Annotated in this window: 10 protein-coding genes; 5 read left to right on the top strand and 5 right to left on the bottom strand. The window is 67.3% G+C overall.

What is annotated here, in order from left to right:
* Positions 1-34 precede the first annotated feature (34 nt).
* The 3 genes from WS95_RS14400 to WS95_RS14410 all read right to left on the bottom strand — a co-directional run bounded on the left by WS95_RS14400 (position 35) and on the right by WS95_RS14410 (position 3,504).
* On the bottom strand, positions 35-919 hold the full coding sequence (locus WS95_RS14400) for a Kdo hydroxylase family protein (RefSeq protein ID WP_034206601.1): 885 nt from the start codon (positions 917-919) through the stop codon (positions 35-37).
* A 23-nt stretch (positions 920-942) separates the two neighbouring features.
* A complete protein-coding gene (waaC, locus tag WS95_RS14405; protein ID WP_059824342.1) occupies positions 943-1,938 on the bottom strand; it encodes a lipopolysaccharide heptosyltransferase I in 996 nt (331 codons plus the stop codon).
* Between the two features lie 171 nt (positions 1,939-2,109).
* Positions 2,110-3,504 (bottom strand): phosphomannomutase/phosphoglucomutase, encoded by a 1,395-nt coding sequence (locus tag WS95_RS14410; protein WP_034206600.1) that lies wholly within the window; start codon positions 3,502-3,504, stop codon positions 2,110-2,112.
* Between the two features lie 244 nt (positions 3,505-3,748).
* Here WS95_RS14410 and WS95_RS14415 point away from each other — a divergent pair, with 244 nt between their 5' ends.
* Genes WS95_RS14415 through WS95_RS14435 form a run of 5 tightly spaced genes read left to right on the top strand, consistent with a single transcriptional unit; the run spans position 3,749 to position 9,186 of the window.
* Positions 3,749-5,005 (top strand): lipopolysaccharide biosynthesis protein, encoded by a 1,257-nt coding sequence (locus WS95_RS14415; RefSeq protein WP_059824344.1) that lies wholly within the window; start codon positions 3,749-3,751, stop codon positions 5,003-5,005.
* Positions 5,002-5,826: a glycosyltransferase gene (locus WS95_RS14420; RefSeq protein ID WP_059824346.1), complete on the top strand. Its 825-nt coding sequence runs from the start codon at positions 5,002-5,004 to the stop codon at positions 5,824-5,826. Before WS95_RS14415 ends, WS95_RS14420 begins: the two co-directional genes overlap by 4 nt.
* A 51-nt stretch (positions 5,827-5,877) precedes the next feature.
* On the top strand, positions 5,878-7,014 hold the full coding sequence (locus WS95_RS14425; protein WP_059824348.1) for a glycosyltransferase family 4 protein: 1,137 nt from the start codon (positions 5,878-5,880) through the stop codon (positions 7,012-7,014).
* A 15-nt stretch (positions 7,015-7,029) separates the two neighbouring features.
* Entirely contained in the window at positions 7,030-8,052 is a 1,023-nt protein-coding gene (gene galE, locus WS95_RS14430) for a UDP-glucose 4-epimerase GalE (RefSeq protein WP_059824350.1), read from the top strand.
* Between the two features lie 27 nt (positions 8,053-8,079).
* Positions 8,080-9,186, top strand: a complete 1,107-nt coding sequence (locus WS95_RS14435; protein WP_034206595.1) for an MraY family glycosyltransferase — start codon at positions 8,080-8,082, stop codon at positions 9,184-9,186.
* A gap of 84 nt (positions 9,187-9,270) precedes the next feature.
* On the opposite strand, the gene WS95_RS14440 is transcribed toward WS95_RS14435, so the two are convergent.
* Together WS95_RS14440 and WS95_RS14445 are read right to left on the bottom strand one after the other, a co-directional pair.
* Positions 9,271-11,154, bottom strand: a complete 1,884-nt coding sequence (locus WS95_RS14440; RefSeq protein ID WP_059824351.1) for a polysaccharide biosynthesis protein — start codon at positions 11,152-11,154, stop codon at positions 9,271-9,273.
* A gap of 12 nt (positions 11,155-11,166) precedes the next feature.
* Positions 11,167-12,183 (bottom strand): MraY family glycosyltransferase, encoded by a 1,017-nt coding sequence (locus WS95_RS14445; RefSeq protein ID WP_059824359.1) that lies wholly within the window; start codon positions 12,181-12,183, stop codon positions 11,167-11,169.
* Between the last annotated feature and the right edge of the window lie 3 nt (positions 12,184-12,186).

The following is a 12,186-nucleotide window of genomic DNA, read 5'->3' on the forward strand; positions in this document are numbered from 1 at the left end:
GCCGCCCGGGTGTGGCGTCGAAGCAGGTGCGCGCTCAAACCAGCGCCCTGCCCGTCAGGCGTTCGAGAATGCCGAGCGGCGCGCACTCGCGGCGGACCATCGCATCGACCGGCAGGAAAAAAGTCTGCTCGAGCATGAACTGGCCGGACATCACAGCGTGCGAAGTCTGATCCGAGAAACATATCCACACGCTGCCCGGCGGAAACGGCATCGTTTGCTGCGGACACGTCTTCTGGTAGTCGAGATCGGCCTTCATCCCGTCGTGCAGGTTCAGCATCAGATGGTCGTACGCGCTGCGCGGCGATTTCGTCACGTGCAGCAGGTTCAGCAGCCACGCCGAGCCCGGGAGCTGCGGCCGGATCGTCGGCAGGAAGCGCTTCGCGACGTCCTCGAACGGCTCGCCGACCCGCCACACGCGCGGCACGCCGGCCGGATTCACGTTCGTGAACACGCGCAGGATGCGCTCGCCGTAGTTCGGCCGCGACGGGAACGCGTCGACGTGCAGCCGGCTGTCGTCCTTGCGCCACGACGTCTGGCGCGTCTCGACCTGCATCAGCCGCAGGCTCGTCGGCGCGACGCGCAGCTTGCCGCGGTATTCGGGAAAGAGGCCGTCGACGAGCGTGCCGGCCTGCTGCTGGAAGCGCGCGACGAGCGCGCGCACGGCCGATTGCGTGACGCTGTCGCCCAGCACGCCGGCGAGCGCGCCGCCGTTCGGCGCGAGGCTGATGTTCTTGCGTTTCGGATCGGCGAGCGCCGGATCGAGCAGCGCTTCCTCGCCGCCTTCGATCGCGAAGCGCAAGTGCGGGAAATACAGCACCTTGCCTTCCTCGACCGCGGCCAGCAACTGCTCGCGCGGCGCCGACAGGTTGTGTCCGCTCCAGTCGGCGGACGGGACTTCGATGATCTGGGATTCGCTCATGATCGGTTCGCGTGTGGACAGCGTTACAGGAGACCGAAGCCCGCGAGCGCCGACTTCACCTGCGCGATCGACGGGGGCTGCCCCGCCGTGCCGAGATTGACGACGTTCGGCGACCAGTAGCCGCCGGTCCGCCAGGCCGTCGCGAAATTGTACAGTTCGATCGTCGGACGCTTCAGCGCGGCCGCGATGTGAACCAGACCTGTATCAACCCCGACCGTCGCGGCCGCGCCGTCGATCAGACCGACCACGGCCGGCAGCGACAGCTTCGGCGGCACGATCGCCGCCGCGCCGAATTCCTTCGCGAGCCGCTCGCTGGTCGCCCGCTCCGCGTCGTTGCCCCACGGCAGCACGAGCGACGCGCCGCGCCGCACGAGCGCCTGGCCGAGCTCGATCCATGCGGCGTCCGGCCACTGCTTGTCGGCGCGCGACGTCGCATGGACGAACACGACGTACGGCACCGGCAGGTTCAGGCCGAGCGCGGCCACCGCGAGCGCCGCCGCGCGCGTGTCGAGGCCGAATTCGACCGGATCGGTCGGGGTCGGCGCCGGGTCGTTCAGCGCGGCCGCGACGAGCTGGCGCGAGCGCTCGACCACGTGCGTGCGCGGCGCGATCGGCACGCGCTTGCGGTAGAAGAAACGCACCGGCCATTCGTAGCCGGCGCCGTCGGTGCGATTGCCGAGCCCGACGAGCGGGCCGCGCGCCCAGCTCGCGACCCACGCCGTCTTGATGAGGCCCTGGCAGTCGATCACGAGGTCGTACTGCTCGGCCGCGAGGCGCCGGCGGAAGGCGCGAATCTCGCGCCACGTCGCGCCCGAGAACGGCTTCTTGCGCCAGCGGCGCAGCGAGAACGGCAGCACGTTGCGCACGCCGTCGACGAGCCGCACGAGGTCGACGAAGCTTTCCTCGACGAGCCAGTCGATCTGCGCATCGGGGTGACGGCGCCGGATATCGGCGATCACCGGCATGTTGTGCACGACGTCGCCCAGAGACGACACGCGCACGATCAGGATCTTTTGCACGCTGAAAAAACGCCGGCTGGCAGCCGGCGACGGACATAAAGGAGGGATTTTATCCCGGCCGAAGGGCCGGATAGACAAAAAGCGGCCGCGCGCCCGGGGCGCGCGCCGCTTTTCGGGATATGCACGGCCGACGAACGGCCGTCGTACGGGCGGCCCGCCGGCCGCCGGCGCTCAGAACGGCAGCTTGACGTCCGGCTTCGCGGCCGTCAGCACGCGGCGGAAGTCTTCCTGGATGCGCTTGAGCCCTTCCTGCGTCTCGGCCTCGAAACGCATCACGACGACCGGCGTCGTGTTCGACGAACGCGCGAGACCGAAGCCGTCCGGGTACTCGACGCGCAGGCCGTCGATCGTCACGACTTCCTCGGCGCCGTCGAACTTCGCCTCTTTCTGCAGCTTGTCGATCAGGCGGAAATTCTCGCCTTCGTCGAGCCAGAGCTGCAGTTCGGGCGTGCTCATCGCGTCCGGCAGGCCGTTGAGCAGCGCGCTCGGATCGGCCGTCTTCGCGAGGATCTCGAGCAGCCGTGCACCGGTGTACAGGCCGTCGTCGAAGCCGTACCAGCGATCCTTGAAGAACACGTGGCCGCTCATTTCGCCGGCGAGCGGCGCACCGGTCTCGCGCAGCTTCGCCTTCACGAGCGAGTGGCCCGTCTTCCACATCAGCGGCTCGCCGCCCTTCGACTTCACCCACTGCGCGAGGTGGCGCGTGCACTTCACGTCGTAGATGATCTGCGCGCCCGGGTTGCGCGACAGCACCTCTTCCGCGAACAGCATCAGCTGGCGGTCCGGATAGATGATCTGGCCGTCCTTCGTGACGACGCCCAGGCGGTCGCCGTCGCCGTCGAACGCGAAGCCGAGCTCCGCATCGGTGTCCTTCAGCGCCTGGATCACGTCCTGCAGGTTTTCCGGGTGGGCGGGATCGGGGTGGTGGTTCGGGAACGTGCCGTCGATGTCGGTGAAGCGCTCGACGAGTTCGCAGCCGAGCGCCTTGAACAGGCGCGTCGCGAGCGGGCCCGCGACGCCGTTGCCGGCGTCGACCACGAGCTTCAGCGGCCGGGCGAGCTTCACGTCGCCGACGATGCGTGCGATGTATTGGTCCGCGACGTCGATTGCTTCATACGTGCCGCTGCCCGTCTCGAACCGCTCGTCGACGATGCGGCGGTACAGCGCCTGGATCTGCTCGCCGTAAATCGCGGCGCCGCGCAGCACCATCTTGAAGCCGTTGTAGTCGGGCGGGTTGTGACTGCCCGTGACGACGATGCACGAATCGACGCGGCGCTCGCCGCCCTTCAGCGCCAGCGGCACGTTCGCCGCGAAATAACCGACCGGCGTCGGCACCATGCCGACGTCCACGACGTCGACCCCGGCCGCACGCAGGCCGTCGGCCAGCGCGCCGACCAGCTCCGGCCCGGACAGGCGGCCGTCGCGCGCGACGACGACCGCATCGCCGCCCTGCGCACGCACTTCGCTGCCGAATGCCCGGCCGATGCCGCGCGCGGTGTCGACGTCGAGTGTCTTGCCGACCACGCCACGAATGTCATATGCCTTGAAGATGGATTGGGAAATCATCGATTCTCTTCTCTCGGTTGCGTGCATGGAAAATTGTCTGGCTTGCGCGGCCGCCGCTCGCGGGTGCCGCACATGATACGTGGCTGCCGGCACGACACGGCGAGCAACGGCTGGAGCAGCCGCGATCCCACTTATAATCGCGGGTTTTGATGACGCGCATGTCGCCCATTTTAATGCCTAGCCGTCCCGCCGCCGCCCACCCGCCGTTTCCGGCCGCCCGCCGCGCGCGCCGCCGCTGCCGCGCATGCTGAAGCGCTTCGGCAACCCGGACGTCGCGAAGGCCGTCGCGAACCTCGTCTGGCTGGGGCTCGAACGGCTCACGCAGATCGGCGTCGCGATCGCGATCAGCGGCCTGCTGGCCCGTTATTTCGGGCCAGATGTGTTCGGCAAATGGCAGTATGCGAATACGCTTCTCCTGGTACTGGCGCCGCTCACCTGGGTGTGCGGCGCGGAAATCCTCGTCCCGACCATCGTCCAGCGCCCGCCCGCCCAGCTCGGCGCGGTGCTCGGCAGCGCGTTCGTGCTGCGCATCGCCGTGTCGGCTGCCGCGCTCGTCGCGACCTGGATCGCGATCGCCGCGGGCGCCTTCGACCCGCTGGTCGGCGCGATGCTCGCGGGCCTGGCGGTCACGATGGTGTTCCGCGAGCCGTTCGTCGGCGTGATCAACGCGTGGCTGCAGAGCATGACCTACAGCAAGCCGCAGCTCGTCACCAGCATGGTCACCGCGCTCGCCAAGGCGCTGCTCGTCTGGCTGCTGGTGCGCGCGGCCGCCGGCCCCGCCCGCTTCGCGTGGCTGTGGGCGCTGGAAGCCGCCGCGATCGGCTTCGCGCTGCTGCTGTACTACCGCCACCGTAACGGCGGTGCGCTCGGCTGGACGTTCGATACCCCGCTGTTCCGGCACTTTGCGACGGCCGGCACCGTGTTCTGGCTCGGTCTCATCTGCATGTACCTGTTCCTGAAGCTCGACCGCCTGATGCTCGAGCGCCACGTGTCGTTCGCCGACCTCGGCCGCTATTCGGCCGCGCAGCAGCTCAACGAGAACTGGATCACGCTCGCGCTGATGCTCGCGCAGACGATCGCGCCCGCCTTCGTCTACCGCGTGCAGGACGTCGCCCGGCTGCGCCGCAACATCGTCCGGCTGATCGCGATGACGGCCGGCCTGATGACCGCCGGCGCGCTCGTGCTCGACGCGGCCGCCCCGCTGATCGTCGGCAAGGTGTTCGGCCGCGGCTACGAGGCGTCGGTCGACATCTTCCGCTGGGCCATCTGGCTGTCCGTGCCGGCCGGCATCGAGGCGATAGGCAATCTTATCGTTCTCAAATATCAAGCAAAATTCGTGTTGCTGACGAAATGGCTGCTCGCGCTGGCGATCGCCGCGCTCGTCAACCTGTTCGCGATCCCGCGGCTCGGCCTGTACGGCGCGCTCGTCGGACTGGCGGCCGGCTACCTGGCCGCCGCCGCCGTCAACTTCTATTACATCCGTTTCAAGCTGCGAACATGACGTCCCCCGATTGCCCGCCCCCGCTCGACGACGTGGCCGTGCTGATGCCGGCCTACAACGGGCACGACGACGTCGCCCGCACCCTCGCGTCGTTTCGCGAGGATGCGCCCGTGCACGTGCTGATCGTCGACGACGGCAGCACGCCGCCGATCGTCGCGCCCGACTTGCCGGGCCTGTCGATCGACGTGCTGCGCATGCCGCGCAACGGCGGCATCGAACGCGCGCTGGCGGCCGGCATCGATGCGCTCGCGGCGCGCGGCTTCCGCTACGCGGCCCGCATCGACGCGGGCGATCTCGCCGCGCCGCAGCGCCTCGCGAAAGAGCGCGCCTATCTCGGCGCCCACCCGCGCGTGGCCTGCGTCGGCATGTGGACGCAGGTCGTGTCGCGCGCCGGCGAGCCGCGCTTCATGCTGACGCCGCCCGCCGATCCGCGCACGCTGCGCCGCACCCGCTTCCTGCGCTCGCCGCTCGTGCATCCGTCGGTCATGTTGCGCATCGACGCCGTGCGCGAAGTGGGCAACTATCGCGCGAAGTACCGCGCGGCCGAGGATCTCGATCTTTTTTTACGGTTAATGCAACGCTACGATTGCGCGAACCTGCCGGAACTCGGCCTGTATTACGAGCTTAACGAGGGCGGGATCAGTGCGACCAAACGCCGGCGCCAGCTGGTGTCGACGCTCACGCTGCTGCTGCGCCACTTCAACGTGCTGAACCCGTACGACTGGGCCGGCCTCGCCAAGAACCTGCTGCATTTCGTGACGCCGTACCGTACGCTGCAGCGGATCAAGCAGACGCTGTTCGCCGCGCGGCCGTCCGCCTGACGCGTATCCGGCCCGTTCGGCAATTTCGACGCTTTATTTTTTCTTTTTTTCATGTCCGCCACCTCCCCGCTGCGCATCGCGCTCGTCTGCAACACGGCCTGGGCGATCCATACGTACCGCCACGGGCTGATCCGCGCGCTCGTCGCGCGCGGCGCCGAGGTCGTCGTAATCGCGCCGCACGACCGTACGGTGCCGCTGCTCGAGCAGATGGGCTGCCGCTACGTGGCGCTCGCGGTCGCGTCGAAAGGCACGAGCCCGCGCGAGGATCTCGGCACGCTCGCCGCGCTGGTGCGCCACTACCGCGCGCTGCGGCCCGATCTCGTGTTCCATTACACGATCAAGCCGAACATCTACGGCTCGGTGGCCGCATGGCTCGCGCGCGTGCCGTCGATCGCGGTGACGACGGGGCTCGGTTACGTATTCATCCAGAAGAGCCGCGCGGCGAGCGTCGCGAAACGCCTGTACCGGTTCGCGTTCCGCTTTCCGCGCGAAGTCTGGTTCCTGAACCGCGACGATCTCGCGACCTTCGCCGACGAACGGCTGCTCGCGCATCCCGAGCGCGCGCGGCTGCTGCACGGCGAAGGCGTCGATCTCGAGCAGTTCGCGCCCGTGCCGCTGCCCGCCGGCGACGCGCCCGTCTTCATCCTGATCGGCCGGCTGCTGTGGGACAAGGGCGTGCGCGAATACGTCGACGCCGCGCGCCGCGTGCGCGAGCGCTACCCGAACGCGCGCTTCCAATTGCTCGGGCCGCTCGGCGTCGACAATCCGAGCGCGATCGGTCGCGCGGATGTCGACGCGTGGGTCGCCGAAGGCGTCGTCGAGTATCTCGGCGAAGCGCACGACGTGCGCCCGCACATCGCGGCGGCCGATTGCGTCGTGCTGCCGTCGTACCGCGAAGGCGTGCCGCGCACGCTGATGGAGGCATCGGCGATGGGGCGGCCGATCGTCGCGACCGACGTGCCGGGCTGCCGCGACGTCGTCGCCGACGGCGAAACGGGCTTCCTGTGCCGCGTGCGCGACAGCGCGAGCCTCGCGGAGCAACTGAATCGCATGATCGCGCTCGGCCCGCAAGGCCGTGCGGCGATGGGCGCACGCGGCCGGCACAAGGTCGCGGCGGAATTCGACGAACAGCAGGTCGTCGAACGTTACCGGGAGACCATCCATTCGTTGACAGGATTCACACTCTGAAGGAGCGCATCAGCAATGACCGCTAAAGGCACCATCCTCGTCACCGGCGGCGCCGGCTATATCGGCTCGCACACGGCCGTCGAACTGCTCGACAACGGCTACGACGTCGTGATCGTCGACAACCTCGTCAACAGCAAGGCCGAGTCCGTGCGCCGGATCGAGCAGATCACGGGCAAGACGCCCGCGTTCCACCAGGTCGACGTGTGCGACGAAGCCGCGCTCGCGAAGGTGTTCGACGCGCACCCGATCACCGGCACGATTCACTTCGCGGCGCTCAAGGCCGTCGGCGAATCGGTCGCGAAGCCGCTCGAGTACTACCAGAACAACATCGGCGGCCTGCTCGCCGTGCTCAAGGTCATGCGCGAGCGCAACGTCAGGCAGTTCGTGTTCAGTTCGTCCGCGACCGTGTACGGCGTGCCCAAGCGCTCGCCGATCGACGAATCGTTCCCGCTGTCCGCGACCAACCCGTACGGCCAGTCGAAGCTGATCGCCGAGCAGATCCTGCGCGATCTCGAGGTGTCCGATCCGTCGTGGCGCATCGCGACGCTGCGCTACTTCAACCCCGTCGGCGCGCATGCGAGCGGGCTGATCGGCGAGGATCCGGCCGGCATTCCGAACAACCTGATGCCGTACGTCGCGCAGGTCGCGGTCGGCAAGCTGGAGAAGCTGCGCGTGTTCGGCTCCGACTACCCGACGCCGGACGGCACCGGCGTGCGCGACTACATCCACGTCGTCGATCTCGCGAAGGGGCACATCGCCGCGCTCGACGCGCTCGCCAGGCGCGACGCGAGCTTCGTCGTGAACCTCGGCACCGGCCAGGGCTACAGCGTGCTGGAAGTCGTGCGTGCGTTCGAGAAGGCGTCGGGCCGCCCGGTGCCGTACGAACTCGTCGCGCGCCGCCCGGGCGACATCGCCGAGTGCTATGCGAACCCGCAGGCCGCGGCCGACATCATCGGCTGGCGTGCGACGCTCGGCATCGAGGAAATGTGCGCCGACCACTGGCGATGGCAGGAGGCGAACCCGCGCGGTTTTGTATAATCCGCTGTCCATTTTTCGAGCGATCCCATGCTCAGCTTCGCGTCCGGCTTCATCGTCTCCTTGCTCGTCACGCTGTTCATCGTGCGCTACGCGCACCTTCACGAGAAATTCTCGATCGACAGCGACCTGGCCGGCGTGCAGAAATTCCATGTGCGGCCGGTGCCGCGGGTGGGCGGCATCGGGATCCTCGCCGGGGTCGTCGTGGCCGGGCTGCTCGTCTCGCGGCGCTACCCGACGATCGCCGGCAGCATTCTCGGGATCGCGGCCTGCGGGTTGCCGGCGTTCCTGTCCGGCCTCGTCGAGGACCTGACCAAGCGCGTGTCGCCGCGCGCGCGGCTGCTCTGCACGATGGGCGCGGCCGCGCTGGCGTTCTGGCTGATGGGCATCGCGGTCAAGCGCATCAGCGTGCCGCCGCTCGATTTCCTGCTCGGGTATGTCGCCATCTCGGCGTTCATCACGGTGCTCGCGGTCGCGGCGCTCGCGAATGCGATCAACATCATCGACGGCTTCAACGGGCTCGCGTCGATGGTCAGCTTCATGATGTTCGCGTCGCTCGCGTACGTCGCGTTCCACGTCAACGACCCGGTCGTGATGTCCGCGTCGATCATCATGATGGGCGCCGTGCTCGGCTTCTTCCTGTGGAATTTCCCGGCCGGGCTGATCTTCCTCGGCGACGGCGGCGCGTATTTCATCGGGTTCATGCTCGCGGAGCTCGCGATCATGCTCGTGATGCGCAATCGCGAAGTGTCCGCGTGGTACCCGGTGCTGCTGTTCATGTATCCGATCTTCGAGACCTGCTTCTCGATCTACCGGAAGAAATTCATTCGCGGGATGTCGCCGGGGATTCCAGACGGCGTGCACCTGCATATGCTCGTGTACAAGCGGCTGATGCGGTGGGCCGTGGGGACGAAGCATGCGCACGATCTGACGCGACGCAATTCGCTGACTTCACCTTATCTGTGGCTGCTGTGCCTCGTCGCGGTGATTCCGGCGACGCTGTTCTGGCGGCATACGGTGCATCTGTTCGTGTTCGTCGTGCTGTTCGCGCTCACTTATGTCTGGCTTTATCTCAGCATCGTGCGGTTCAGGGCGCCCAGATGGATGGTCGTGCGCAAGCACCGACGGAGCCGCTGAGCGATACGCCGCTTCCAGACAAAAAAAGCGCCCTGCCGGGCGCTTTTTTATTCGCCGCAACGTGCGACTCGCAGACTGATCGCGTCACCCGTTCGATGCGACGCGCACCGACGGCACGCTCTGCAACACGGGGGCAACGGCCGTCTGGTATTCCGGCACCCAGCGCCGCAGATCGCGCCGCACTTCGTCGTCGGACAACACGCGATGCTGCATCAACCACGGCAGCAATTCATCGAGCAGGTTGTCCGGTACTTCGCGCGCGCGCGCGATCCGCAGTTTCGGGTGCGGCGTACGCGTCGTCGCCTCATCGTCCGCCAGCAGTTCCTCGTACAGCTTCTCGCCCGGCCGCAGCCCGGTGAACTCGATGCGGATCTGCTCTTCCGAAAAGCCGTACAGGCGGATCAGGTCGCACGCGAGATCGACGATCTTCACCGGCTCGCCCATGTCGAGAATGAAGATCTCGCCGCCCTGCCCCATGCTCGACGCCTGCAGCACGAGTTGCGACGCTTCCGGAATCGTCATGAAGAAACGCGTGATTTCCGGATGCGTGACCGTCACCGGGCCACCCTTCGCGATCTGCTGCTGGAACTTCGGGATCACGCTGCCCGCGCTGCCGAGCACGTTGCCGAACCGCACCGTCTCGAACTGCGTGCGCCCGCTCGTCTGCTGCAACGCCTGGCACGCCATTTCGGCGAGGCGCTTGCTCGCGCCCATCACGTTGGTCGGATTGACGGCCTTGTCGGTCGAGATCAGCACGAAATGACGCACGTCGTGGCGAATCGCCGCGCGCGCCACGCGATAGGTGCCGAGCACGTTGTTGCGCAGCGCCTGCCACGCGTTGTGCTCTTCCATCAGCGGCACGTGCTTGTAGGCGGCCGCATGGAACACGATGTGCGGCGCATGGCGCGACATCACCTGGTCGAGCAGCAGCGAATCCTTCGCATCGCCGATGATCGGCAGGACGGGAAGATCCGGGAAGCGCTCGCGCAGCTCCTCCGTCAGCCGATACATCGCGTATTCGGACAGGTCGAACGCGACGAGCTGCGCCGGCGCGAAGCGCAGGATCTGCCGGCACAGCTCGGAGCCGATCGAGCCGCCCGCGCCCGTCACCATCACGACGCGGCCGCGCAGCAGCGCCTCGACGTGCGGCGTGTCGATCGTCACCGCATCGCGTCCGAGCAGATCCTCGAGATCGATGTTCCGCACCTGCGACAGGAAGCCCTGCCCCGGCATCAGTGCGGTCAGCGAAGGCAGCACCATCGCCTTGACGCCGGCGCGCACGCACAGCGTCGCGACGCGACGCTGGGTTTCGACCGACGCCGACGGAATCGCGATGATCGCGTATTCGACCTTCATCGCATCGGTCCAGTGCTTGAGATCGTTGAACGAGCCGAGCACCTTGTAGCCGTAGATTTCGCGGCCCTGCTTCGTGACGTCGTCGTCGAGCAGGCCGACGAGGCGCCATTCGCCGGAGCGCGACAGTTCGCGCGCAAGGCTCGCGCCGGCCGTGCCGGCGCCGAGCACCAGCACCGGCTTGCCCTTGCCGACGAGCCCGCCGTACAGGTAGTACTCCTTCGTCGCGCGATACAGCGCGCGTGCGCCCCCCATCGCGAGGAACAGCATCAGCGGCGACACGAGCAGCACCGAGCGCGGGATGATCGGCTGCGGCTGGAACATCACGGCGCCGATCATCACGATCACGCCGCCGCCGACTACGGCCTTCGAGATCCGAACGAGGTCGGGAAGGCTCGCGAATACCCATAGGCCGCGATACAGGCCGAACACGAGGAACATCAGCGCATAGACGGGCAGCACCCAGACGAGCGCCGTCAACGCGCCGCCAAGGAAATCAGACGGAATACTGCCGTTGAATCGGACAAGATAGGCGAACAACCACGCGGCGGTGACCGCCGTCAGGTCAAACAGGAAAGCGCTTAGCGAAAGCCATGATGCTTTGGATCGCAACATCGGCGGGAAACCTCAAGAGTTATTTTCGGCGGCCGACTGAAACCGGCGCCAACGCATGTCGATCACCAATCCGATACATGCCAGGACGCCATACCACGCGAAGAACGACAGCCACTGCTGCAGTTCCGGGCGGCCCTTTGCCCACACGGCGACGATTATGCCTGCGAGCATGATGAGGTACCAATAAAGAGCAGTCCGGCGGTGACCTACGCCCGCCCGGACCATCCTTTGATAATAGTGCTCCCGGTGCGCCTGCCAGAACTTTTCGCCACGTAACAGACGTCTCAAAAGTGTTACAGATGCATCGGTAATAAAGGGCGCAAACACCAACGCCGGGAACCAGATCGGCCACACGCCCCCGCTCCAGCCCCAGTAGCCAAGCGCTCCAGCCAGGAATCCGAGCGGAATCGAGCCGGCATCGCCGAGAAACAGCCGAGCGGGATGGAAATTCAGCAGCAAGAAGCCGAGTGCGGCGCCGGAGATAGCCGACCCGGCCACGACCAGATCCGGCGACGGCGTCGGGCCGGTCAGCGCCGCGACCGCGTACGCGCCGAAGCCGAACAGCGCCATGCCGCCCGCGAGGCCGTCCGCGCCATCCATGAAGTTGTACAGGTTCGTCAGCCAGACCATCGCGAAACCCACGCCGGCAAGCAACCACCAGGGTGCGGCGGCAGGAAAGACGACGATCAGCGAGACGACCGCCGCAAGATGTGCCGAGAACCGCACGCGTGCCGGCAGCCCGCGCCGGTCATCGATCTGCGACATCGCGGCCAGCCCCGCGGCGGCGGCGACGATGAGCCACAACCGCGGCGCCAGCGCCAGGAGCACAACGATGCATACCGGCACGATGCCCCATCCGCCGACCCGCGGCGTCGGCAGCGTATGGAGCGAACGGTCGTTCGGAATGTCGGTGGCGAGGCGCCATGCGAGGCCGGTCGCGAGCAGCATGCGCAGGGCGGCCGTCGATGCGAGGGCAGCGACCAGCGCCACCACGACCGCGGCAGGCCATGTGGAAATCGAGAAATGCATGTC

Source organism: Burkholderia sp. MSMB1826, from assembly GCF_001526325.1.
Lineage (GTDB): Bacteria > Pseudomonadota > Gammaproteobacteria > Burkholderiales > Burkholderiaceae > Burkholderia.